This window comes from Verrucosispora sp. NA02020, assembly GCF_013364215.1.
GTDB lineage: Bacteria > Actinomycetota > Actinomycetes > Mycobacteriales > Micromonosporaceae > Micromonospora.
In genome coordinates this window covers 2726416-2750916 of the sequence record NZ_CP054923.1, presented here as the reverse complement: position 1 = coordinate 2750916, position 24501 = coordinate 2726416, and the positions used below count along the sequence as shown (strand labels likewise).

15 protein-coding genes are annotated in these 24501 nt (G+C 71.0%); 8 read left to right on the top strand and 7 right to left on the bottom strand.

Annotation, left to right across the window (positions count from 1 at the left end; all coding sequences use genetic code 11):
- Nucleotides 1–82: 82 nt before the first annotated feature.
- Both HUT12_RS12060 and HUT12_RS12055 read left to right on the top strand, forming a co-directional pair.
- On the top strand, nucleotides 83–2569 hold the full coding sequence (locus tag HUT12_RS12060; protein WP_217705977.1) for an alpha/beta fold hydrolase: 2487 nt from the start codon (nucleotides 83–85) through the stop codon (nucleotides 2567–2569).
- Entirely contained in the window at nucleotides 2566–3537 is a 972-nt protein-coding gene (locus HUT12_RS12055) for an NAD(P)-dependent oxidoreductase (protein ID WP_176093412.1), read from the top strand. Before HUT12_RS12060 ends, HUT12_RS12055 begins: the two co-directional genes overlap by 4 nt.
- 210 nt (nucleotides 3538–3747) lie before the next feature.
- Here the strand turns inward: HUT12_RS12055 and HUT12_RS12050 are convergent, their stop codons facing one another.
- Nucleotides 3748–6261: a S8/S53 family peptidase gene (locus HUT12_RS12050; protein WP_176093411.1), complete on the bottom strand. Its 2514-nt coding sequence runs from the start codon at nucleotides 6259–6261 to the stop codon at nucleotides 3748–3750.
- Nucleotides 6262–6391: 130 nt separating this feature from the next.
- Between HUT12_RS12050 and HUT12_RS12045 the strand changes: the two genes are divergently transcribed.
- Both HUT12_RS12045 and HUT12_RS12040 read left to right on the top strand, forming a co-directional pair.
- The gene (locus tag HUT12_RS12045; RefSeq protein ID WP_176093410.1) at nucleotides 6392–8248 is read left to right on the top strand and encodes a sigma-70 family RNA polymerase sigma factor; all 1857 of its coding nucleotides are present in this window, start codon (nucleotides 6392–6394) and stop codon (nucleotides 8246–8248) included.
- Nucleotides 8249–8418: 170 nt separating this feature from the next.
- Complete coding sequence (locus HUT12_RS12040) at nucleotides 8419–8862, top strand: hypothetical protein (protein ID WP_176093409.1); 444 nt, start codon at nucleotides 8419–8421, stop codon at nucleotides 8860–8862.
- 259 nt (nucleotides 8863–9121) lie between these two features.
- Here HUT12_RS12040 and HUT12_RS12035 read toward each other — a convergent pair whose 3' ends face one another.
- Nucleotides 9122–9610 carry a hypothetical protein gene (locus tag HUT12_RS12035; protein ID WP_176093408.1) on the bottom strand — a complete coding sequence of 163 codons (489 nt, stop codon included), beginning with the start codon at nucleotides 9608–9610 and terminating at the stop codon, nucleotides 9122–9124.
- Nucleotides 9611–9777: 167 nt separating this feature from the next.
- Nucleotides 9778–10926 (bottom strand): ROK family protein, encoded by a 1149-nt coding sequence (locus HUT12_RS12030; protein WP_176093407.1) that lies wholly within the window; start codon nucleotides 10924–10926, stop codon nucleotides 9778–9780.
- A 493-nt stretch (nucleotides 10927–11419) separates the two neighbouring features.
- Between HUT12_RS12030 and HUT12_RS12025 the strand changes: the two genes are divergently transcribed.
- Nucleotides 11420–14149 carry a PIG-L family deacetylase gene (locus HUT12_RS12025; RefSeq protein WP_176093406.1) on the top strand — a complete coding sequence of 910 codons (2730 nt, stop codon included), beginning with the start codon at nucleotides 11420–11422 and terminating at the stop codon, nucleotides 14147–14149.
- A 134-nt stretch (nucleotides 14150–14283) separates the two neighbouring features.
- Here the strand turns inward: HUT12_RS12025 and HUT12_RS12020 are convergent, their stop codons facing one another.
- Nucleotides 14284–15117, bottom strand: a complete 834-nt coding sequence (locus tag HUT12_RS12020) for a tetratricopeptide repeat protein (RefSeq protein WP_176093405.1) — start codon at nucleotides 15115–15117, stop codon at nucleotides 14284–14286.
- 546 nt (nucleotides 15118–15663) lie between these two features.
- Between HUT12_RS12020 and HUT12_RS12015 the strand changes: the two genes are divergently transcribed.
- Complete coding sequence (locus HUT12_RS12015) at nucleotides 15664–19395, top strand: RICIN domain-containing protein (RefSeq protein ID WP_176093404.1); 3732 nt, start codon at nucleotides 15664–15666, stop codon at nucleotides 19393–19395.
- 184 nt (nucleotides 19396–19579) lie between these two features.
- Here the strand turns inward: HUT12_RS12015 and HUT12_RS12010 are convergent, their stop codons facing one another.
- The 3 genes from HUT12_RS12010 to HUT12_RS12000 form a co-directional block, all read right to left on the bottom strand.
- Nucleotides 19580–20248 carry a class F sortase gene (locus HUT12_RS12010; protein WP_217705976.1) on the bottom strand — a complete coding sequence of 223 codons (669 nt, stop codon included), beginning with the start codon at nucleotides 20246–20248 and terminating at the stop codon, nucleotides 19580–19582.
- Nucleotides 20249–20260: 12 nt separating this feature from the next.
- The gene (locus tag HUT12_RS12005) at nucleotides 20261–21052 is read right to left on the bottom strand and encodes a hypothetical protein (protein ID WP_176093403.1); all 792 of its coding nucleotides are present in this window, start codon (nucleotides 21050–21052) and stop codon (nucleotides 20261–20263) included.
- A 104-nt stretch (nucleotides 21053–21156) separates the two neighbouring features.
- Complete coding sequence (locus HUT12_RS12000; RefSeq protein WP_303393487.1) at nucleotides 21157–22932, bottom strand: serine/threonine-protein kinase; 1776 nt, start codon at nucleotides 22930–22932, stop codon at nucleotides 21157–21159.
- Nucleotides 22933–23122: 190 nt separating this feature from the next.
- Between HUT12_RS12000 and sigK the strand changes: the two genes are divergently transcribed.
- Together sigK and HUT12_RS11990 are read left to right on the top strand one after the other, a co-directional pair.
- Nucleotides 23123–23743: an ECF RNA polymerase sigma factor SigK gene (gene sigK / locus HUT12_RS11995; protein ID WP_176093401.1), complete on the top strand. Its 621-nt coding sequence runs from the start codon at nucleotides 23123–23125 to the stop codon at nucleotides 23741–23743.
- On the top strand, nucleotides 23740–24474 hold the full coding sequence (locus tag HUT12_RS11990; protein WP_176095751.1) for an anti-sigma factor: 735 nt from the start codon (nucleotides 23740–23742) through the stop codon (nucleotides 24472–24474). Before sigK ends, HUT12_RS11990 begins: the two co-directional genes overlap by 4 nt.
- Nucleotides 24475–24501: the final 27 nt, after the last annotated feature.

Sequence of the window (24501 nt, the reverse complement as noted above, 5' to 3'; positions counted from 1 at the left end):
CCGGCAGGAAGGGCCGCCGCTCGGTTTGCCCGGTCTGGACAGTGCCTGGTCCCGGTGGGTCACGGCAACGGACAGTCAGGGCGTGCAGCGCACCTGGCATGTCCTGGACACCGCCGCTGCCGACTCGGACAGCGCGATCCAACCCGTGGGGACGCTGCTGTGCGTGCACGGCAATCCCACCTGGTCGTACCTGTGGCGGCACCTGCTGGCCCGGTTCCAACGGGCTGACGCACCGCGGTGGCGGGTGGTCGCCGTGGACCACCTGGACATGGGATTCTCGGAGCGCACTGGCACCGTACGCGGGCTGGCGCAGCGGATCGACGACCTCACCACGGTCACCGACGCGCTCGGTATCACCGGGCCGGTCGTCACCGTCGGGCACGACTGGGGTGGGTCCATCTCGTTGGGTTGGGCGCTGCGTCACCGGGATCAGCTACGTGGTGTCGTGCTGACCAACACCGCGGTGCACCAGCCGAGTGGGTCGCCGGCGCCCGCCCTGATTCGCCTGGCCCGGCTGCCCGGCGTGTTGCCGGCGGTGACCGTGCGGACGCAGACGTTCCTGCAGGCCACCCTCGCATTGGCGAACCCGTGGCTGCCGGAGCCTGTCCGAGCGGGCTATCTCGCTCCGTACCGCGGTGTGGAGCGACGGGCGGCGATCGGCGGCTTCGTCGCGGACATCCCGCTCGGGCCTGAACATCCGAGCTGGCAGGCGCTGCAAGAGGTCGCGCAGCGTCTGGACACGCTGGCGGGGATACCGGCGCTGCTGCTGTGGGGGCCACGCGACCCGGTCTTCGGCGAGGTGCACCTGCGTGACCTGCGAAGCCGGCTGCCGCATGCCCAGTTGCACCGGTTCGAAGGCGCGGGTCACCTGCTCGCCGAGGACGCTGACGTCGCCGGTGCGGTCGCCCAGTGGCTGGTCGACCTGGACCACCGGCCCGCCGAGCCGAACGCGTCGCCGGAACCGGCGGTGCCGTGGCGTCCACTGTGGGCGGCGTTGGCGGAGCGTGCCGAGGACCGGTCGGTCGCTCTGGTGGAGCTGGCGAAGAACGGTCGGCAGATCAGCTGGTCGTTGTTGTGGCGACGCATTCGGGAGATCGGGGCCGGGTTGTCGGCCTCCGGCGTGCGTCGCGGCGATCGGGTGGCACTGCTCGTACCGCCCGGCGCCGATCTGACCGCCGCCGTCTACGCGTGCCTTCGCATCGGTGCGGTGATCGTGGTAGCCGATCCCGGGCTGGGACTGGGCGGCATGAGCCGGGCGCTGCGCAGCGCCGACCCCGCGCACCTCGTCGCCGTCGGCCCCGGGCTCGCCCTCGCCCGCGCCCTGCGGTGGCCCGGAAGGCCTCTCGGGGCCGGACCTGGCGCCGCCGTGATGGGCGCGCTCACCCTGGGCAAGCTCGCCCGTCTCGGTGCCGACGTCCGGGACCTTCCGGCCGCGCCAGAGCCGGACGACGACGCGGCCGTGCTGTTCACGTCCGGTTCGACCGGGCCGGCGAAGGGTGTGGTCTACACCCATCGCCAACTCGCCGCGATGCGTGACGCGCTGTTCGGCCTCGGAGTGACCGCCGACGACGGAATCGTGGCGGCCTTCGCGCCGTTCGCACTCTTCGGACCGGCTCTCGGCACCCCGTCGGCGATCCCGGACATGAAGGTCACCGCCCCACGGACGTTGACCGCCGCCGCTCTCGCCGAGGCGGTGGCCGCAGTCGACGCCTCGGCGGTGTTCGCGTCACCGGCCGCGCTGCGCAACGTGGTCGACACCGGCGACGGGGTGGACGATCGCCAGCGCACCGCGTTGGAGAACGTGACGTTGCTGCTGAGCGCGGGCGCGCCGGTGCCCGCCGCGCTGCTGACCCAGACGCGGGCCTTGATGCCCAAGGCGCAGCCGCACACCCCCTACGGGATGACCGAGGTCCTCCCGGTCACCGACATCACCCTCGACGAGATCGTCGAGGCCGAGCCGGGTGACGGTGTGTGCGTCGGCCGGCCGCTGCCGGGCGTCGAGGTGGCGATCGCTGCGCTGGACTCGACCGGTACGCCGTCCGAGCACCCTGGTGGTGCTCCTGGGCTGACGGGCGAGATCCTGGTCAGGGCCGGGCATGTGAAGGATCGGTACGACGGGCTCTGGCTGACCGAACGGGACAGTTCCCGCAATCCCGGGTGGCACCGCACCGGCGACGTGGGCTACCTAGATCCCGAAGGCCGGCTGTGGGTGCAGGGTCGGCTGGCCCACATCCTGCTCACCTCCGACGGCGTGCTCGCCCCGGTCGGGATCGAGCAGCAGGTCGAATCGGTGCCGCAGATCGCGCGCGCCGCAGTGGTCGGTGTGGGGCCGCCCGGAGTGGCGAAGGTCGTGGTCGTCGCCGAGACCCTGCCCGCAACCCGCCATGCGCGACTGGCGAGCCGGGAACTGACCGACGCGGTACGCGCCGCGGCCGTGCCGCCGGTCGCGGCCGTGTTGGTGGTCCCGTCCCTGCCCACCGACATCCGCCACAACTCGAAGATCGACCGCACGCGGCTACGGGACTGGGCGGAACGAGTGCTCGCCGGCGGGAGGGTGAGCGGACTGTGAGAGTCCTGGTCACCGGTGCCAGCGGCATGCTCGGCGGCGCCACTGCCACCGCGTTGCGGAGGCGGGGCGACGAGGTCCGCGTCCTGCAACGTCGACCCAGCGGCCTGGTCGGGGTCGACGAGCGCCACGGCGACATCACCGATCCGGAAGCCGTCCGGGCGGCTGCGGAGGGGGTCGACGCCGTCGTCCACCTGGCCGCGAAGGTGTCGATGACCGGCCCGTGGCGACAGTTCGAGCACATCAACATCGGCGGTACGGCCACCGTGCTCGCCGCCGCCCGGGCAGCCGGGGTGACCCGATTCGTGCACGTGTCCTCGCCGTCGGTCGCTCACCATGGCACCGGTCTGGTCGGCGTCGACGCCGGCGCCGCCGACCCCGAGCGGGCCCGGGGACACTACGCCCGCAGCAAGGCCTCGGCGGAGTTGCTCGCGCTGGCCGCCGACTCGCCCGACTTCGCCGTGGTGGCGATCCGCCCCCACCTGGTCTGGGGACCGGGTGACACCCAGTTGGTGGGGCGCATCGTCGCGCGGGCCCAGGCCGGCCGGTTGGCACTGGTCGGCCAGGGAACCGCCCTGATCGACACCACGTACGTGGACAACGCCGTCGACGCCCTCGTCGCCGCGCTCGACCGGGTGCCCGAGACGGACGTACACGGGAAGGCCTTTGTCGTCACCAACGGCGAGCCACGGACGGTGTGCGAACTCGTCGAGCGGATCTGCGTCGCCGCCGGGGCGGCGCCACCGAGACTCCGGGTGCCGGTGGCGGCAGCGAAGGCCGGCGGCTCCGCAGTGGAGTGGCTGTGGTCGACGCTGGGGCGCACCGACGAGCCGCCCATGACCCGGTTCCTGGCCGAGCAGTTGTCCACCGCGCACTGGTTCGACCAGAGCCGGACCCGAGAGGCACTGCGCTGGTCACCACAGGTGACGCTGGATGAGGGCTTCGTTCGGCTGGCTGCGGCGTACCGGTAGGTTCCCGCGCTCGTGGCCACCGACGGGCCCTTGGCGCATCACTGTGGCCGGGTCGACAACGGCGGCTGACGACGATGCAGTTCCCTACCGGTGGACCGTGCGCGCCGGTAGATGTCCACGCCCTGCCTCCCCGGGCCGTAGCGGGCGTGTCCCGCGCCGCCGGAGCGACACGGGACACGCCACCGGGAGCAGGTGGTATCGCAGCCGGGGTCAGGGAGTGACCGACTCGATTCGGATCGGCACGGAGTCCACCCCGACCAGACCGGAGGAGTCGAACACCTCCAGCCACACCACCCAGGTGGTGACCGTGGTCCCGCTGTCCAACAGGCCCAGCGGGGCGGTGAGACCGGAGCAGCTCTTCGGCAGCACCACGTCGTCGACCGGGCCGCCGGTGGGCACGGCGCTGCCCTGGCAGAGCACCTTCTTGACACCCCCGTCGCCGTACGCGGTCCACCGCAGACGCATCCCGCTGATCGCCCCGTCCTCGGCGTCGGTGCCGGTACCGGCGAAGGCGACCGTCCGGGGAGTGCCGTCGTCAGTGGTCAGCGTCAGGGCCTGTGCCGGGGCGGTGATCGTGGCCGTCGGCGTGGTCTTCCCGGCCGGTGCCGCCACGACTGCGAAGGCGCGGTGGGCGCTGACGCCGTCCGCCGTGAAGGTCGCCGTGTACGAGCCCGGTGTGACCGTGGCCGCCGGCAGGAGTGCCTGGTGGCCGTTCTTCTGGAACACCACGGTGTTGCCGCGCCGCACCGTCCACGACACCTGCGAGTCGGGTACCGACCCGGGCTCGTCGGGGTCGTGAGAGGTGCCGACCAGACCGACCGACTGCCCGGCGGGCAGGGTCGATCCCACCGGCGGCGAGATGACCGCCACCGTCGTCGGGCTGTCCACCACCGTGACGGTCACCGCGGCGGAGCCGGTGCGGCCCAGGCTGTCGGTGGCGGTGGCGGTGACGACGTGGGTACCGGCCGACAGCGTCGCGAAGGTCTGCGACCCCTGGGCCAGCAGGCCGTCGATGCTGCTGGTCCAGGTCAGTGGGATCTCCTTGCCGAGGAAGTCGGTTGCCGAGCCCCACAGGTCCACCGTCTGCCCCACCCCGAACTGCTGACCCGTCTTCGGGGTGCTGATGGTCACCGTCGGCTTGCCGACCTTCACTCCCAGCGCTTCGGCGACCGCGCCCAGGGCGTCGATCCGGCGTTGGCTGCCGGTCACCTTGGCGCCCAGTCCACCGACGTGCGCGGTGTCGTTGAGAATGTCCCGGACCTCGGTGGCGGTGAGGGTGGGATCGGCGGCCAGCACCAGGGCGGCGACCCCACCCACAAACGGTGCGGCGACGCTGGTGCCACAGGCGTTCGCGCGGGTCGTGTTGTTCCCCGGCTTCCCGGGGTCGGCGAGACCCCTGACGCACATCGGACCGTAGATCTCGACCGAGCGGGTGTGGTCGCTGGTGCCGTAGTTCGACCCGCCCGCCACCGCTGCGGTGTCCCGCATACCGCCCACACACATCACGTGGGTGCTCTCGCAGGGTACGTAGAGGGTGTCGCCGTCGACGTCCACACCGTTGTTCCCGGCGGCGGCGACGATCAACGCGCCGGTGTCCCGCACGTTCTTCATCCGCCGGTCGGTCCAGGTACGCGCGTGGGACTTGCCGAGGTCGACGTCGCGGGTGAAGCTGAGATTGACCACGTCCGGGTGGGTCGCCTCGGCGACCTTCTCCAGCCGGCGCAGCACCGTCCAGTAGTCGATGCCGTTGCGAACCGCGACGAGTTCCTTGACCACGGGTCCGGCCGGTCCGGCGGTGCCGTAGTCGTTGTCGACCCGGCCCATGCCGGCGAGGACGACGTCGGTGCCGTGCCACGGGCAGGGCGTACCCCCGGTGCAGTCGTTGGTGTTGGCCTTGCCCCACTCCACCGTGTGCAGCGACACCTTGTCCGGGAAGTCGGGGTTGTGGGTGAACCCACCGTCGAGCACCAGGTACTTCACCTGCTTGGTCAGCCGACCTTTGGACTGGAGGAGCTGCCAGGCGGGCGCGACGCCGGTGTCCATCGCACCCCCGGCCCGCATGAACGACCAGTCGAAGACGTTGTGCGCGAAGTCGGGCGCCTCGAAGACCTCGCCGTCGGTGATGCCGGTCGGCTCCACCAGCCAGTCGAGGACGAGTTCGGTGCCGACTCGCCACTCGGCTGCGGCCAGGGCGAGCAGCCGCAGTGCCCGCTCGTCACCGACCCGGTACTCGCCGGACTGTCGGGGCTCGGCGGCGAGCAGGTCACCGACCAGCCCGGCCGGGTCGGCCCGGTCGGCGTCCACCCGGACCAGGTGGTCCTGCCCCTGGTCGTCCGGGGCGAACGAGTCGAGGACCTGTCCGCCCCAGCGCGTCAGGAAGGCGTCCAACTCGGCCTGGTCGGCGACCCGCACCATCACCTCGTCGAGGACCAGCCCGGCGGGGGACCCGCTCGGCCCCGCCACCACCCCGAGCTCCCGGTCGGTTCCGAGCCGACCCACCGGGTCGATCGGTAGGCGGGGTGCGGACAGTGCCGGGTCGACCCGGAAGGCCAGCGGCGGCGCCACGGTGGGGCCGGAGGCCGTGGCCGGGCCGCCGGGGGTGGGCGCGGCGACGGCGTCCAGCGGGGTGGACGTGACGAGCCCACCGGCGAGTGTGGCCACCACGGCGGCGGTCAGCAGGCGGCGGACGGGTGCCCGCCGGTGGACGGGACGTGTCGGTGTCATCGGTGTCTCCTCGATGTCGGTGATGCGGTGACACCGGTGGGAGCAGCCGAGGGTCGGGATGCCAACAGAAAAGTCCAGAAGTTTTTCCGCTTCGCTCTAATGGAACCGTCGACGGGGGGCGGGAGCAGGGATGGATACGGCGGCTCAGGACGACAGGAGCCTGGTCGAGGCGGTACGCCGGGGTGACCCGGCCGGGCTGGAGGGCGTGTACCGGCGCTACGCCGACCGGCTGCACACGTACGCCCGGGCGATAGTGCACGAGCCGGAGGCCGCCGCCGACGCCCTTCATGACGCGTTCCTCGTCGCCGGCCGGCGTATGGATCAACTGCGCGATCCTGACCGTCTTCGTCCCTGGCTGTACGCGATCGTGCGTAACGAGTGCCTGCGGTACCTTCGCGAGGGGGCCCGTTCCAGGCCGTGGGGAGAGACCGACGACCCGGTCGCTGACCTGCCGGACCCGGGGGTGGGTGTCAATGCCGACCAGGTGCGCGCTCTCGTCCACGCCGCTGCGGCGTCCCTCAGCCCCGGTGACCGCGAGGTGGTCCACCTGGCGATCCGCCACGATCTGTCGTCCGCCGACATCGGCGCGGCCCTCGGTTTGCCCGCCAACCACGCCCACGCCCGTCTGTCTCGGGCCCGCTCTCAGTTGGAGCGGGCGCTCGGCGCTCTGCTCGTGGCGCGCGGCGGTGCCCGGGACTGTCCGGCTCTGGCGGACCTGGTGGCGGGTTGGCAGGGCCGATTCACCCCGACCCTGCGGAAACGGGTCGCCCGGCACGTCGACGACTGTGGGCGGTGCGGACTGCTCCGGCGGGACCAGCTAAGTCCGGCGGCGTTGCTGTCGGCCTACACGGCACCGGCGTTCCTCGTCGCCGCTGACGCGTCGTGGCCGGACCCGACCACCTCCGAGACAGCCGAGAACGGCACCGATGCGGTCTCGCCCGGGGAGACGGTGCAGGACGTCTCGCCGGGCGATCCGGTGAGCGCCGGTTCGTCCGGCAAGCCGTCGGAGAGTGTCTCCCCGGAGGGTTCGTCGGGGGGCGGTTCGTCCGGGGACCCGTCGGAGAGTGTCTCCCCCCAGGGTTCGTCGGGGGACGGCTCCGGTGACGCGGCGGAGGGCTCCTCGTCGGGGAAGGTGGCGGTGCGGACCGGGGAATCTGCCGGTGGGGCGGGGCAGGGCGTGGAGGCGGGCGACGACACCGCTGCCGAGGCGGACCAGCCGACGGCCCGTCGCGGCGGGCCGACCCGAGGCGGGGGTGCGCGTACCGCAGGGTCTTCCGGTCGTCAGGCGTCCGCGAGGTCGCGTCGGCGACGTCGGGTGGCCGCGACCGCCCTCCTGGGGGCGCTCCTGGTCGGCGCCGGTGTCTGGGCGCTCACGCCCGGGCCGCTCATCGGCGACCGGGTGACTGTCGCCGGCGTACCGGCCGACGGGCCGACGGGGCCTGCCGGGGCGGCGGACCCGGCGGGCCGGCGAGGGGACGACACCGACGGCGTCTCCGGTGGGGCACCTGCGCCCCGGCAGGACGGTGGGACCGTCGGTGCGGAACCACCGCCCACGCCGACCACCCCGCCCACCGCAGGCCCGACAGCGCTCCGACCGACCACAGTACGGCCGACCACGGTGCGGCCGAGTCCGGTCCGGCCGAGCACCCCACGCCCGGCGGCGCCCCGACCCTCGGCCACGGCGCGGTTGGTCGCGCCGTTCACTGTCTCGGCCGACGCGCACGTGCGCTGCGGCGCGGACAGCTACAACCTGGTCGTCCACGCCACCGGCAGCACCACAGTCGAGGCGGCGCAGGTGTACTGGAGACCGGCGGGTGGCCGTACGGCGAGTCGGGCCATGACCGGACAGGGAAGCTCGGCGCGGGCCACAGTGCAGCGGCTCCGGACGGCGACGGTGACGTGGTGGGTACAAGCAACCGGTGTGGACGGCCAGGCCGCGCGGACCTCGGCCACCACGGTCGCCGATCCCTGTATCCGGCCGGGCTGACCGGCCGCGCCCGGCACCGGTCGCCCGAAGGGTGGCCTCCGGCCGCTCCCCTACCGATCCTGGGGGCACCCACCTGGCGGCGGGTGCCCCTAATGACCAGCGACCTATGATCGCGGTGAGGACGAAGCGCCAGGCCGAGATTCCGGCACCGGCGTGAGAAAGGTGTCAGGATGTTCGGTTGGAAGAACAAGCTCAACGACCTGGTGGCGCAGCTCAGGCCCGACCTGAGTCGGGAATCGCTCGGCGTCGGACCCGACTTCCCGGGCATCGCGCCGAACCCGCTCCTCAGCAGAGATGCACAGAAGCGCAATGCGGAACTGCGTACGGGGACGCTTGCGCTCGGCGTTCTCGTCGATTGGCGAGAGGTAAGCAACGATGGCAGTCCACGCGTGGTCCTGATGTTCGACGTGGAGACCGCCGACGGCACCTCGTTTCGCGGCATCGCAGACGAAGACCTCACGATCACCGAGCTCACCCGACTCTCCCCAGGACAGACGTTGCCCGTGCGCTACCGGCCGGCCGTCATGGACCACTACGTCGCCCTTGCCAGGGACGCGGACCCCGCCCGCGTGCAGCAGCTCGCTGACGAGATCGCGAGCCGCAAGCGGACCTGACCCGACGCCTTTGTCCGGGTGCGGCTAGTAGTGCTGTGACCAGGGTGGTTCACCATGGTCGGAAGGCGGCCAGGGACAAGCGCACGTGAAACGGCCGGTATTACTGGGGCATGCAGGAAGAGAGTGCCCGCTCCCCGATCGACACGTTCATCTTCGCGTTCAATTCCTCGGACGTCAGCTATGTGGCGGCTGCCCGCCTCTCGCAGTCGCTGACCTCAAGCGTGGGCCGTATTACCCTGGCGCGCACCATAGTGGGGTGCTACTTGAAGCCGCGGAAGATGCCGTCGCCGTCGACGTTCTCGGCGAAATCCTCCCAGTCCATGTTCGCGATCGTGAGATTGTTCTGCACCGACCACATCTCTGACGGCACGACTCGGAACGTGGCAGAGTACTGAGGCCCCTGGCCCTGTTCGTCGTCGTCCTCGTCGTCTTCGTCCTCGTCGTCTTCGTCATCTTCGTCGTCGAGGTTCACCACCAGGATCGGGCGGTCCGGGTGGGTGAGCGTCTCTTCGTCGACGAGGAAAGCGACGGCGTGATCGCTGTCTGCGGGCACCATCTCCACCAGTTGCGGCGGCGTGATGTTCTCGAAGGCGCGGTCATCGACGAATGCAACGAACGCCGTGAACCCTTCCTTCGTCTGCGGTTCAGCGATCGCTACCTGAATCTCTTCCCATTCCTGCGAACGGGAGAAGTCGGTACGGATAACCAGGGAAGCGTCGGAGTCCTGGTCCCAGATGCCATCATCCACGCGGGCGAGGATAGCCCAACCCGACGACATCCGACGCACCCGCACCGGGAGGATCCGTGCCCGGCAGGGACGGGATCTTCTCCCGCGGACGAGAGGGTGGCCGTCGCGATCTGTCCGGCACGGACCACCAGCGTGGTTCCGGCTTCGAGGGTGGTGAAGGCTCCCGGTCAGGGCAGCAGGGGCAGGGGGAAGGTGGCCGAAAGCGCGTAGCTGATCGCTCCATGCAGCACCGCCTGGTCACCGAGGGTGGCTCGGCGTACCTGGGTGGGAGCCGGAGTCCCGGCGCAGACGAGGCTCTGTATCTGGGCGAGGCGCGCGTCGTCAAGCTCGGCGGCGGCGCCGCTGAGCAGCACCAGTCCCGGATCGACCACACAGGCGCAGGAGAGGATGAGCCTGGCCCAGGCGTCGAGGACCTCGTCGAGATAGTCGCGGGCCGGTGCGGACGCGGCGGCCAGCTGGATCAGTTCCCGTACCGGCGACTCGGGTCGGCGTCCCGGATGCAGGGCGACCACCCGTTTCGCGATGGCGTTCGCCGACCACCGGGCCTCGAACTCGCCGACACCGCGGTTGCTGCGTCTCGGTGCGCTGTCCAGGGGTAGGAAGCCGACCTCGCCCGCCGCGCCGCTGGCGCCCCGGCGGACCTTGCCGTCGAGGACGAGTCCCGCGCCGATGCCGTCGGCCACGTGGATCAGGAGCAGGTCGGTGACGTCCGCCCCGGCGCCGGAGACGCACTCGCCGGCAGCCATGAGGTTGACGTCGTTGTCGACGACGACGGGTACGCCGAGCCGCCGCTGCACCGACTCGCCGATCGGCCACGCATCGACCAGTCCCACCGACGGTGCGAGTCGTACCGCACCGTTCGTGGAGACCCCGGGCACGGCGATCGCGACCCCACGCAGCGCCGGCAGGTTGCTGCCGACCAGTTCGAGGACGAACGTGCAGATGGTGTCGACCACGTCGTCACCGAGCCGCGCGGTGCGGTGCGCGATGAGGACGCCTTCGCTGTCGGCGATCTCGCAGCTGATCCGCGGAGGCTCGAGTGAGACCGCGGCGACGAGTTCGGCGCGTGGGTTGAACTCGAGCATCTCCCGGGGTCGCCCGGTGGTGGCAGCACCCGGTCCCCGTTCGATGAGGTAGCCCTCGGCGATGAGTTCCCGCACGAGTGCGGTCACGGTGGCTGCGGGGAGGCCGGTCGTCTCGGTCAGGTCCACTCGGGACAGCAGCCGCGCCTGCCGGGCGGCCACGATCACCGAGAGGCGTTTGATCTCCCGGGAGCGTTCGCGACTGACCGGACTGGTCGGCGCTTGCTTGGACACGCTTCCTTCCTACTGAGAAGAAAAGGCGGCGTCAAGTAACGGAATTATCTCGACGCACGTCAGTCCTACCGGCGCATGGGACATCGACCCCAGCTACCAAAAAGGCTCCAAGCCGGGCAAACCTTTCTTATCGACTCGGGTGGCGGGACCGCCACAGGTACCGTCCTCAGCGCAATCGTTTCTTCAGAGAAGGAAGAAAGTCGCCGGAAACTCTTGACTATGTATCTGACGCATCCCTAGCGTTACCGCCCGAAGGCCTTCCGGTTGATCACCTCTACGTTGACCAGCCGCTATCCCCCATCGCGCGTACCGCCCAGTCTGCGACGGCACGCGCACCACCACCGTCTAGCAACCACGACGCACGGAGACCGTTCCCGGTCTCCAGCGGACACCTGTCCGCGATCGATGCCCGGCGCGAGTCACGCGTCTGTCGACCTTCGGCCCGCCGGTAGCCGCCCTAGACGCAGCACTCGTCCCCACGAGAGGTATGCCCATGAGATGGCGCACCACAGCGACGATCGCCATGTGCGGTCTGCTGTCGCTGGGCCTGGCCAGTCCGGTTCAGGCCCACCCCGAGGGCTCATCGCCCAAGTCCACTTCGAAGAGCCCGTCCAAGAAGTCCGACAAGCCGGTCGACCTGGACATCATGTTCATCGGCGCGCACCCCGACGACGAGGCCAGCCAACTCGGCATGCTCGGGTACTGGAACGAGTACCAGGGAATGAAGGCCGGCGTCATCACCACCACCCGCGGTGAGGGCGGCGGGAATGCCGTCGGCCTCGAGGAAGGCCCTGCACTCGGCATCCTCCGGGAGGCCGAGGAGCGGCGGGCGGTGGCCTGGTCCGGTATCGACCACATCTACAACCTGGACGCGCTCGACTTCTGGTACACCGCCAGCGCTCCCCTGACCGAGGAGGTCTGGGGCTACGAGGAGACCCTGTCCCGGATCGTGCGGGTCCTGCGCACCACCAAGCCCGAGGTCATCCTCACGATGAACCCCTCCGCGACCCAGGGCAACCACGGCAACCACCAGAAGGCCGCCATGCTGGCCGTGGAGGCCTTCTACGCCGCGGCCGACCCGAAGGCCTTCCCGGAACAGATCACCAAGGAAGGGCTCAAGCCCTGGCGGGTCTCCCGGATCTTCCAGACCGGCGGCAGCGGCTCCGGCAGCAGCGGCCCCGCGTGCGAGACCACCTTCACGCCGACCGAGTCCAGTGACGTCATCTTCGGCACCTGGCAGGGCTACGAGTCGGCGCGTCACGACGGCCAGCGGTGGAACACGGTCCAGACCTTCGCCCGCCGGGAGTACGTGTCGCAGGGCTGGGGCAACAGCGCCTTCCCGACGACCGACCCGGCCAGCATCGGCTGCAACCGGCTGAACCTGATCGACAGCCGCACCCCGTATCCGGACCCCAACGTGGGCGCCGGCACCGGGGCGCTCCAGGGCGCCACCCTGCGCGCTCCCGGTGGGCTGCCGCTCGGCACCGAGATCCACGTACGACCGCAGAACTGGGAGGTCCTCGCCGGACAGCCCATCCGCGTGGACACGGTCCTGTACGCCGAGCGGGCCGTCCCGGGTGCCAAGGTCGCCCTGAAGGTTCCGGCCGGCTGGAAGGTGAGCGGCAAGGGCGACGTCGGTACGCTCACCCCGCGCAAGCAGGTCGTGAAGAGCTTCACGGTCACCCCGCCCGCGCAGCTCGAGGTGGGTACGCGGTTCCGCATCGAGGCCACGATGACCAGCCGCAAGGACGGCAGTGGCACCAGCAGTGCGCGGGTGCAGGCGACCGCTCCGGTCCGGGGCACCCTTGAGCCGCTGCCGGAGATCGCCGATTTCCGTGAGTGGACGTTGCGCAACAAGAACCAGCAGCTCAACGCGCTCATCGAGTCCCTGCTGAGCATCCCCAGTGGTGCCACCCGCAGCGTCCGGGTCGACCTGACCAACCACAGCACCCAGGTCCAGTCCGGAACCGTCAAGCTGCACGTGCCGGCCGGATTCTCGGTGGCGGAGCAGCAACTGCCGTACACCGGGCTGCAGCCGGGTGCCCGCGGTTCGGTGACCTTCACGGTCACCAACACCGACGCCTCCCTGCCGACCGCCAACCGGGCGCCGGACAACGGCGCGTACCGGGTGCGGATCGAGACCAGCTACCACGGTGGCAGCGCCACCGAGCCGGGGGCGTTCAACCTGGTGCCGGTCACCACGATCCCGAGGGCCACCACCGCGCCGTCCGTCGACGGCACGGCCGCACCGGGTGAGTACACCGGCGAGGTCATCGACATCTCCACCCGCTGGGAGGGCACCGACGCACCGCCGCAGGACATCTCCGGCACCGCGCAGCTCACCTACACCGACGATGCCCTGTACGCCATCTTCACCATCACCGACGACGTACTCGGCACCGTCCTGCCTCCCGAGGACTGCAAGCGTCCGCGCCGCAACGACAACATCGAGTTCGGTATCGACCCGCGAGGCAACTCGGCGAACACCTCCACGGTGTTCAACGTGGCGCTCTTCCCGACGACCGACGACCCGGCCAACGGCAACCCGCCGTGCTTCGCCCGGGAGCGGGACAACCACCAGGGTGGCCCGGAGACCGCACCGGGTCTCGAGATCGCCTCTGTCGTCACCAGCAACCCGTACACCGGTTACCGAATCGAGGTCAAGGTGCCGTTCGACGTGCTGCCGGACGCCGTCGACCCGGCGCGGATGGGCCTGAACATCCTGGTGAACGACTCGGACACGCAGGACCTGACCGCGCAGACCCGGGTCGGCTGGTCGACCTGGAGCGGTGTGCGGGCCGACCCGTGGCGGTGGGGCATCACGACCCTGCCGGGTCTGCCGGCGCTGCCGTCGGCGCCGAAGGCGCCGATCATGCCCGACACCGCGGCGCTGAGCGTCGAATCACCGCAGACGATCCTGCAGTCCGTCTCGGACGGAGTGGCGCCGGGTGGTTACGCGGCACTACCGGGCAACACGGTCAAGATCAAGAAGGTCGTCCGGACCTCCTCGAAGGTCTCGGTGGACCTCCAGGTGAAGCAGCGCGGCACCGCCCGGGTCTTCATCTGGGACGGGGAGCGGGTGCTGGCACAGACCACGGCCACGCTGAGCAAGAGCCACACCCTTGTCCTGCCGCTGAGCGGGCGTCTGCCGGCCGGTACGTCGCTGCTCGTCTCGTACGAGCACGGCGCCGCCACCACCGGTCTCGCTCACCGGCTGAGCTGACCGGACAGGTCAGCGCGTCGATCTGACGCGCGGCCCCGATGGGCCGGGCCTTGCGGCCCGGCCCATCGGCGTACCCGCCCGGAACTGACAGCCGCCTACCGCATAGTTCGGAATCGGCCCGGACGGAGTCTGGATCACCTGCCTGTCGTGCGTAGCGGCTCCCGCTGGGCGCGGGCGATGCCCTCGTGTGCGTGTTCCTGTTCGTCGTGGTCGCCGGTCGCGGTGGCGATCGACAGCGCGGCGGCGTGCCGGGCCACGGCCTCGGTGGTACGGCCCACGGCCGTCAGTACTTCACCGAGGATGTTGAGTGCGCTCGCCTCCCCGTAGCGATGCCCGATCGAACGCAGGATGCGGATCGCCACGGTCAGGTCGCCGATGGCCCGCGCGTGGTCGCCGCGAATGCCGTGCACCCGGCCCAGGTTCGTGAGCGCGACGGCTTCGCCGTAGACGTGTCCGGCCGCGCGGAAGATGTCGCGTGCCGCCGACAGATGCCCGGCCGCCTCGTCGTGCCGCCCGAGGCTGGTGCACACGTCGCCGAGGTTCGTCAGGGCGCTGGCCGCTCCGACCGCGGCACCGGCCTCGCGGAACAGGGCAGTGGCGCGAAGCAGTTGGTCGTACGCCTCGCCGAGATGGCCCGGGCGGGTATTGGCGTTGCCGAGGTTCACCAGCGTAGATGCTTCGCCGTACCGGTCGCCGGCCTGGCGGTAGGCGGCGAGCGCGGCCCGTTGGTGCGCGGCGGCGTCGTCGCGGCCGAGACGTTCGTAGACGATGCCGAGGTTGGACAGGGCCCGGGCGGCGCCGAGTTGGTCGCCGCACCGGTTCAGGATCGCGACGGCCTCGGACAGGTGCGTCTCGGCGAGTTCGTAGCGGCCGAGCAGCCGGTGTACGGCACCGATGTTGGTCAGCGCCACGCCGTGTCGGGCCGGGTCGCCGCTGTACTGTGCCGCTTCGAGCGCGTAGCCGTGCAACGCCTCGGCGTGGGTGTAGCCGCCGCCCTCGAGGTGACGGTAGAGCGTGGCGGCGAGGTCGGTCGTGAACTGGGGCCGGTCGTGTTCTAGCCCGGCGGCGTGCCGAGTTGTAGACAGGACACGTCACCTGGATCGGATCGGCGGACATGCCGCTGCGGGTGTCGGGTACCGTCTTGGTCGTCGCCTTACCTGCGGTTCCTTCGATGACAGTGGCCGTCTTGATCTCCGTCTTGCCAGCGGTCACCTTCGTCGGCTCCGACGCCGGCGCTGGTGCGGCGACGCCCGGCGAGGCGAAGCCCACCGCCACGGTGACCATGGTCGCCAGCAGCACGGTCGTGCGCCGGGACAGATGCTGGACATCGACGATCAGCCCCCTGCACCGGTGGACGCGGCCGTTCACCAGGGTCGTCGTCGCCGCGACGACGGTCGGGTTGGATCTGACGAGCCCCCGGGGGGCACGGGTTGCGGGAGCCGCCGATCCGACTGTGGGATCACCCATAGTCGTCGGACCTTCACAGCCGGTCTCGACTCCCCGATCCTTCATGCGTGACAATCGATCGCACCACGCTCGCCGCGGTCCTGACCGTCGCGATGCTCGTACCGCCGTGGGTGGCAACCCCGGCTTCCGCCGCCGGGGCCCGCCCCCCGGCCCGGACGTTGCCCTCGGCCGCGATGGCCGACCCACCCGGCCAGCCGGATCTGGGGGTGGCCAACCGGTTCGTCGCCGGGGAGGGGCTGCCCGACTGGTCCCGAGCCGGATACCTGGGCGGCCAGGTCCCGTCCGCCGGATACGTCACCGGGGCGGCCCCCTGCCGCATCGAACCGTCCCGACTGGCCAGCCAGTTCGGGGTGGTCCCCGACGACGGGGTGGACGACAGCGCCGGCCTGCAACAGGCCATCGACACGATCCGCTCGGACTGCTCCCCCACCGCCAGCCACTACCGGCTCTCTCTGATCGAGCTACCCGCCGGCCGGCTCGACGTCTCCCGGCAGATCTCCGTTGACGCGAGCTTCCTGCTGCTGAAGGGGCAGGGCTCCGGCACCGGAGGCACCCGGGTGGTGTTCCGCCCGGACACCAACACCCGGTACGACACCCTCAGCTCCGACGGCAGCCGCTGGGAACCGACCACCATGACCTGGGGCAGCGGCAACGACACCGGTCGGGGCGGCTGGATCTGGCCGGGCCGGGCCCTGTTCAAGGTGCAGAACCGGGAGGTGGCCACCCGGTACGCCGACGAGTGGCAGTCCGCCCCGGCCAACCGCAAGGACCTCTTCGAGGGTTCGGTCAACCAGCACTGGGTCTCCGGGATCCGGGTCGCCGCCCGCTCCGCCGACCCCGGGTTCTCCGCCCGGGCCGGGCAGAGCGTGATCCAGTTGGTGAGCAACGCCGACATGGGCAAGTTCAGCCTGGGCGGGCACGTCTGGGTGGGAGCGGCCAACAGCATCAAGTTCTACGAGGAGCAGGGGCTCAGCTACGCCGAGCACGGCAGCATGTTCGAGAACCTGCACATGCGCCAGCAGATGTTCCGGGTCGTCGGTGTCTCCGGCAGTGCGAAGACCATCACCCTGGACCGGCCCCTGGAGTTCGACCTGCCGGTGGACTCGGTCTCCGACGGCTCCGCCCCGCTGCTGACCGAGACCCCCTTCCAGAGCAAGGTGACTCCTCTGAAGGTGGTCGAGGGGGTCGGGTTCGAGGATTTCGCCTTCACCCAGGACATGACCGGGCTGCCCAAGGTCGGCGGCGGCAGCTACGCCCTCTCCCCCGCCGACGCGGTGCACAACTACGGCAACCTGGCACCGGAGTACGCCATGCACGGCGTCCTGTTCAAGTGGGCGGCCAACAGTTGGGCCCGGGGCCTCAACGGCACCATGACCGGCTCCCACCCCCTGGTCACCGAGGTCGCCCGGAACCTGCACATCGAGGGGAACACCTTCGACGGGGCCTGGAACAAGGGCAAGGGCGGCAACGGGTACCTGCGCGGCAGCCGGGTCTGGGACTCCCTGTACGCGTACAACACCAGCCGCAACCTGCGGCACTTCACCTTCCAGTGGTCGGCCAGCCGGAACGTCGCCTTCCGCAACGACCTGGACTCCGACCTCAACCTGCACGGCGGCTGGGAACGGTACAACCTCTTCGAGGGCAACACCGTGCGGGTGCCCTACGAACACCGCTCCGGCAGTTGCACCGCCAACTGCGGCGGGGAAGGGGGTGAACTCGACGACGGCACCTGGTACCCGATCTGGTGGGGGGCCGGACCGAAGGCGATCAAGTGGTCGGGCTCCACCGGGCCGCAGAACGTCTTCCACGGCAACATCCTGACCAAGCAGGCCACCCCCGGGGGTCCCTTCGCGCCCTACACCCCCTACTCGGCGGCGAGCCCCGGGGTGCCCGCCGACGCGGTGCACCAGTTCGGCTCGGACCCGGCCCACCCCGCCCGGTTCCGGCACCTGACCCAGTCCGGCGCGGTCATCCCCGACTGGTCCGGCCGGGAGACCCTGGACTACTCCGGCGGCCAGGGGGTGGTCCAGCTGGCCGACCGACGCCGCCCCTCCCTGTTCCTGCACGACGCCGGGCAGCTCGACCCTCGGCAGGACGAGGCCCACAAGGCAGCCACCTGGAACATGCAGGGCGCGGGGTCGCGCGCCGACGGCTCCTATGACAACAAGTACACCAGCGGACTGCTGCGGTTGTTGCGCGACGCGGAGGTGTTGGCGTTGCAGGAGGCCGGCAGCCCTCCGGGGGGCGCCCACCACCTCGCCGACCACCCGCAACTCGACTTCGTGCGCCAGGACCCGCAACACGGCCTCTTCACCCCCGACGTCGAGGAGTACCGGTACGGCGGCACGAACAGTCGCCCCGGGGGATACCTCTACTGGCTGTGGACCGACACCAACCCAGAACCCGCGGGCCGGGTGAACCTGGCGATCGCCACCCGGGAGCGGGTCGACCCGGCCGGGATCGTCGTGGTGGCCAGCCCGTTGGGAGGTCGCCCCGCCCTGGGGGTCACCGTCGGCGGGACGGTCTTCTTCAGCCTGCACGGCTGGTCCCCCGGGGGCAACGACCTGCCGGGGTTGCTGGAGGCAATCCGGGTCCGGATGCTCACCGCCGGGCCGAACAACACCCCCCGGGACTGGGTGGCGATGGGGGACTTCAACCGACACCCGGACAACCTCGCCGCCGTGCTGGACGCCGCCCACTTCGCGGTGCACACCCCCGCAGCCGCGACCCACCCCTCCACGAACCCGACCGCACTGCTGGACTACGCGGTGGTACCCCGTGGGGTGGCGGCGCCCCGGGTCACGGGCAGCACGGTGCGCACCGACGTCGTTCTCTCCGACCACCTGCCGGTGCAGTTCGACCTGGTGCTGCAGGCCGCCGCCGAGCCCCGGCCCCCGGTGGCCGAGCCACCCTCAGGGCAGGGGATCCTGCTGCGCAGCGCGGACACCACCAACGTCGTCGACATCGTCCACAACGGCACCAGCCACCTCCTGGTGGACTCCCCGTACCACAGCGGCTTTCAGCAGAAGTGGTCCCTGATCCGCAGCGGAGAGCACCCCGGGTATTACCAGATCATGAACCTGCTGACCGGCAGCCTGATGGGGCAGGCAGAGGGAGCCCGGGACGGCTGGGTGGTCCAGTGGCACCAGGAGGCCCTGGACCAACTCTGGTGGCCCGATCCGCAGGAGGACGGCACCTGGACCCTGCGTAACCGGGTCACCGACCAACTGCTGACCGTCGTGCCGGAGCTGGGGCTGCTCGCCGGCCGGGATCCCGACGGGTCGGCCCGGCAACGCTTCTTCCTCCAGTCTGAGGCCGAGATGACCGACCTGCAGGAGATCACCCACTACCCGCTGGAGGGCACCCACGACCTGGTCGCCGACGTCTCCGGGGAGAGCACCGGCGTCAACACCCCGATCATCCTTTATCAGGAGACCGACGGCACCAACCAGCGGTTCATCCGGATCCCCGCCGGGTCCACCGGGGACACCCCTTGTTACTACCTGGTCAACGGGGGCCGGTACCTCAGCTCCTCGGCGACCGGGAACGCCACCTTCGGGGCGGGGGTGACCCTGCAGGACTTCCGCCCGGACACCGACGAGTACCTGTGGTGCGTACGGCAGGAGGGGGACTCCTTCACCCTGGCCAACCGGACCGAGGTCAACGGGGTGCCGACCGACCTGTACCTCACCGAGCACGGGTACGGTCAGCAGCTCACCGTCGACCCCTCCGGCCCGGGGCCGATCCAGACCTGGGTCTGGGAGGCGGCCACCAGCTGATCCCCTCCCGGCCGGGCCCCCACGACAGGGACCCGGCCGGGGTGGGCTCGTCCGGCCCGCACTCCACGGTGCGCAGCCGGCCGTAGGTTCCGGTCAGCGGGATGTTCCACAGCCGGGTACCCCCGCGGGGCGGCCACGGAAAGCCGGTAGAGCGTGGCTGCGGGCCATCGGCTGGTTGGCGTGGCTATGCGGGCTGGGCGTGTGTGAGTGTGGCGTAGACGATGATGTTGTCGCGGTAGCTGTCGCGTGCGGTGTCGAATGGGCCGCCGCAGGTGATCAGCCGCAGTGCGGCGTGGTCCACGGGGCCGTAGACGGCGTCGGTGGGGAAAGTGTCCTTGGGGTGCCGTTCGGTTTTGGTGACGGTGAACGTGGCCCGGCTGCCGTCTTCGCGGTCGACGGTAAGGGTGGCGCCAGGCGCGAGTGCGGCGAGGTCGTGGAAGCTGCCGTCGTGGCCCTTCCAGTTGACGTGGCCGGCGAGGACGGCGGGCCCGAGGGCGCCGGGTGTGGGTGCCTTGGTGTACCAGCCGACGTCGGTGGCGGTGTCGGGCACCTGCATGGTGCCGTCGGGTTGCAGTCCGAGCGGCACGGTCGGGGCGCTGATCTTCAGCGACGGGATGGATACCCGGGTTGGCGGTGAGCTGGGCATCAGTGGACCGGTGGTGAGTTCGTCGCGTTGGCCGCCGGATGAGGCGGCGGCGTCGGCCTTCGGCGGCGGCGGGGCGCCGACGGGTACGTCGCCGGACGAGCAAGCCCCGGCGCTGATGGTGGCTATCGCGGTGAGGATGGCGGTGACCGCCGGGAGCGTACGCCTCCGGCGGTCACCGCCACGCGTGGCGAGCCGGGTGATGGTCATCGTGCGTTCCGGTCAGTTCTGCCGCGCCAGGCGGCGACGCGTCACGGCCAGGCCGGCCACACCGAGCAGCGCCAGACCGCCGATCGCATACAGGCTGAGGGCTCCGGAGCTGATGCCGGTGCTGCCGTCGCCGGTGGCGACACCTCCGGCGGGGACGGAACCGGCGGCGGCGCCGCTGACCATGCCGCAGGTGGCCGGGTCGGTGGCTTCGGCCGGGATGCCGTTGACTCCGACCGATTTGGCGAAGGTCGATTCGCCGAGGGCTTCCATGTCGTACTTGCCGTTGCCGTTGGCGTCGATGCCGTGCTGCACGATGTGCAGGTCCTTGAGGTGCTCGATGGTGCCGGCGGGCAGTTCCGCCGCCGGGATGGTGCGTTCGTAGGTCAGGTTGCCGTCGGCGTCGGCGGTGGGCATGCGGTCCACGGCCAGGCCGCTGGCCTTGGTCGTGTCTCCGGTGGTGGTGAGGGAGATGAAGATGTCGCCGTACATCTTCAGGCCCTCCTCGGTGCTGACGTATCCGTTGCCGTCGGCGTCGGCGGACTTGTCGGGGCAGTGGAAGTCCATGCCGTTGGCCGCGCCGTGGATGTGCTGCGCGTGTGGCGAGTTCGGTGTCATGCCCTGCGATCTGATCTGCACCTTCAGGTCGCCGCCGCTGGTGGCGGTCAGCGTGGCGGTGCCGGTGGCGCCGGTCTCGTTGAGGTCCAGCAGCTTGACCTGGACGCTCTCGTCGGCATACGCCGTCCCGGGGAAGGCGAGGACCAGCGCCACTGCGGGCAGGGCGAGCAGGCTGCGGGTCAGTCTCACGAAAGGTCTCTCCTATCAGGTGGACCCGGCTGCGGCGCCCGGGTGTCGTCGTCGGGTGTTCGGTGCGGCGGACGAGCCGGATGGGTCCGGCACGCACAGATCGCTCACGCGCTGCGACGGAAGCTGCCGGACAGGACGCGGTAGACGGATTCGCTGTCGGTCCAGGTGGCGTCTGGGGTCACCCAGGTCAGTGCGTACGCCATCCCTGGGCTGGTGCCGTTGACCAACAGTCGACGGGCGTGCCGCCGTTCGCCGTCCGGCCCGTCCCAGGCGTACTCCCACTCGGCGGCGCCGCCGGGCCGGATCAGCGGGCCGATGCTGATCCTCGTGTAGCCGGGCAGCGCGCCGGCCTCGGTCAGGCGGTCGGCCTCAGCGCTCCAGTGGTCGCTCGGGATCGTCCGTCTCTGCACCGTGAGATCCACGGCCAGCAGTCGATCCTGGTGTGGATCCTGGAGGCAGACGACGTCACCATCGGTGAAACGGAGCCACCCCGGGGGTACCGCGATGCCGAAGCCCTCATCGTCGGCGTGCCACGACCAGTCCGGCGGCACGGCACGGTCGCCGCGTGCGGACGCATCCTCGGACACCATGCGAGGTGGTTCCTGAGCTGGGGCCAGACACGGCGCCGCGGGTATCGTGCTCGCCGTGGCGCCGACCGGGGCCTGCCCGCCGTCGTCGGCGGGTGTGCCGCCGCCGGTTCCGGTGACGGCACTGTGAAGGCCGTCGAGGGTGCGCTGCGCGCCGACCACGGCCAGGCCGCCACCCGCTGCCAGGGCGGCGACCGCGACCACGAGGGTCAGCGCGCTGCGCAGGCCCGTCCGGCCGTCGGCCGTGGCGAGTGCCCGCAGCCGCGCCGTCGGTGTGTTCCGGTCGGCCGGAGTGCCGCTGACGGGTAGCACCTGCGTCGTGTCGCCGGACCTGGTGGCGGGAAGCACCCGGGTGCGGGCGTCCGGCCACGTGGTGGGCAGTGCGCGGGTCGTGTCGTGGGCGGCGTCCGGCAGTCCCGGCTGAGGGCTGGGGTCATCGGCGGGTGCGACGCGTCGCGCGTGCGGGTACGACGACGCCAGCACCGGCCCGGTGATCTTCCGCAACCTGCGGGTCACCTCGGCGGCACCCATCCGCTGGCGTACGTCCCGTTCGAGCAGTCCCTCGATGATCCGTGCGAGCGGGCCGGCGCGCTGCATCCGGTCCGGCGGGTCGGTGGCCAGCGCCATCAACGTCTGCACCAGCCCGGGTCGGCTGTAGGGCGGACGGCCCTCCACGGCGGCGTACAGGGTCGCACCGAGCGCCCACAGGTCCGCCCCCGGCGAGGAGACGCCGTCGCGGACCCGCTCCGGGGCCACGTACTGCGGTGAGGTGGTGATGCCCCACGACTGGCTGACCGCCGCCACGCCCTCGATCACCGCGGATCCGAAGCCTCCCAGCAGGGCCCGCCCGTCGGTGGCGATGAGCACGGTGCGGGGGGTGACGTCGCGGTGCAGCACCCCCGCTCGATGCGCGGCGCCCAGCGCCCCCACCAGCTCGATCCCGATCCGCGCCACGGCGTCGACCGGCAGTGGCCCGTCGTCGGTGAGCACCCGGTGCAGGGATCGCGAGGGAACGTGCTGCATCACGATCCACGGCTGGTCCTCGACCGTGATGACGTCGTAGACCCACACCACGTTCGGGTGCACCAGTTGGGCCGCCGCCTGCGCCTCCCGCAGGGTCCGCTCCCGCAGTTCCGCATCCTCCCGCTCGGTCAGACCGACACGGAACAGCACCTGTTTGACCGCGACGTCGCGGTCCAACAACTCGTCCCGTGCCAGCCACAACCGGCCCGCGACACCCTGGCTGATGCATCGGATGAGCCGATACCGCCCGATAAGCTGCGCATCCTCCATCACGAGAGGTCTTCGTAGCCGACGGCTGGCCGGATGGGTGTCGAGGTCACGTCGACTCCATCAGGAAAGATGTGGCGGATAGTGACCCTGCCGCGACCGGCGGTGCGGCAGGTGGTGGCGACCCATCCGACCGGGCATCCCGCGTCGAACCGAACGGGAGCGGTATGCGTGCACGGAGAGGGGACAGAAGATGGCGGAATCCAACCAAGGGCGGGCTCGTCGATGGCGACCGCTGCACGTGACTCCGCCACCACCACCGAGCGTGGAGGAGCTGTTGCAGCGGGTGGGTCGTGGCGACGAGGAGGCATTCGCCGGCTTGTTCGACGCCGTCACCGGCAAGGTTCTCGCCCTGGCCCGGCGGGTGTTGCGTGACCCGCAGCTCGCCGAGGAGGTCGCGCAGGAGGTCATGGTGCAGGTGTGGCGTACCGCGGCCCGTTTCGACGCCGATCGTGGCTCCGGCCTCGCCTGGGTGCTGACGCTGGCGCACCGGCGTGCGGTGGACCGGGTCCGTTCGGAGCAGGCGCTGGCCGACCGGACGCAACGCGTCGCGGCGACGGACGTGGAGGTGCCGCACGACCAGGTGGCCGAGGCGGTCAGCGCCCGGCTGGATCGGGAGCAGGTCCGCCGCTGCCTGGGGCGGTTGACCGACCTGCAGCGCGAGGCGGTGACGCTGGCCTACTACGGCGGCTACACCTACCGGGAGGTCGCCGAACGGCTGGACACGCCACTACCCACGGTGAAGACACGCATGCGGGACGGACTGATCCGGATGCGCGACTGCCTCGGCGTCACGATGGGAGAGCGGGCATGAACAGCGACATCCACACCCTCGCCGGCGCGTACGCCCTCGATGCCGTCGACGAGGTGGAACGAGCCGGGTTCGAGCGGCACCTCACCGCCTGCGACACCTGCCGCCTGGAAGTGGCCGAACTACGGGAGACCGCCGCCCGCCTCGCCGACGACACACCCGACGACACGGCACTGCCCGCAGGACTCCGAGAGCGGACCCTGGGGCAGGCGGCCCGAACTCCCCAGGAACGCCTCACCACCGCCGAGAGCCGCCGCACCGCCTCGACGCCGCGATGGCGGCAGTGGGTCGCCGCCGCCTCGATCGCCGCCGTCGCAGCAACCGGCGCGAGCGTCGTCACGTGGGCGGTCGTCGACGACCGCGATCGGCAGGAGCAGCCGGGCGACGATCGCATCCGCCAGATCGCCGAGGTGGTCGCTGCCGGCGACGCGCGTGTCCACCAGGAGGCCGTCGACGGCGGCGGCAGTGCCACGGTGGTGTCGTCCGCGCAGCGAGACCAGGCAGTCGCCGTGCTGCGGGAACTACCCGATCCAGGTGTCGGCCGGGCCTATCAACTGTGGCTGATCCCGTCGGCCGGAGCACCGCGTGCGGTCGGCCTGCTCCCCGCCGGAGGAACGGCCACGACCACCCTCGTCGGCCCGCTGACCGACGTCGCGGCGTTCGGCGTGTCCAACGAGCCCGCGTCCGGTTCGCCGGCACCGACTGACGTCGTCGTCCTGGTGGCACTGCGGTGAGCGGGGCGGCACTGGTCTGAGACACCG

Bases quoted from the DNA above. Each gene is read 5' to 3' on its own strand.
- HUT12_RS12040 (WP_176093409.1), top strand. From the start codon at position 8,419: ATGTTCGGTTGGAAGAACAAGCTCAACGACCTGGTGGCGCAGCTCAGG.
- HUT12_RS12025 (WP_176093406.1), top strand. From the start codon at position 11,420: ATGAGATGGCGCACCACAGCGACGATCGCCATGTGCGGTCTGCTGTCG.
- sigK (WP_176093401.1), top strand. From the start codon at position 23,123: ATGGCGGAATCCAACCAAGGGCGGGCTCGTCGATGGCGACCGCTGCAC.
- HUT12_RS11990 (WP_176095751.1), top strand. From the start codon at position 23,740: ATGAACAGCGACATCCACACCCTCGCCGGCGCGTACGCCCTCGATGCC.
- HUT12_RS12045 (WP_176093410.1), top strand. From the start codon at position 6,392: ATGGATACGGCGGCTCAGGACGACAGGAGCCTGGTCGAGGCGGTACGC.
- HUT12_RS12050 (WP_176093411.1), bottom strand. From the start codon at position 6,261: ATGACACCGACACGTCCCGTCCACCGGCGGGCACCCGTCCGCCGCCTG.
- HUT12_RS12000 (WP_303393487.1), bottom strand. From the start codon at position 22,932: ATGGAGGATGCGCAGCTTATCGGGCGGTATCGGCTCATCCGATGCATC.
- HUT12_RS12010 (WP_217705976.1), bottom strand. From the start codon at position 20,248: ATGACCATCACCCGGCTCGCCACGCGTGGCGGTGACCGCCGGAGGCGT.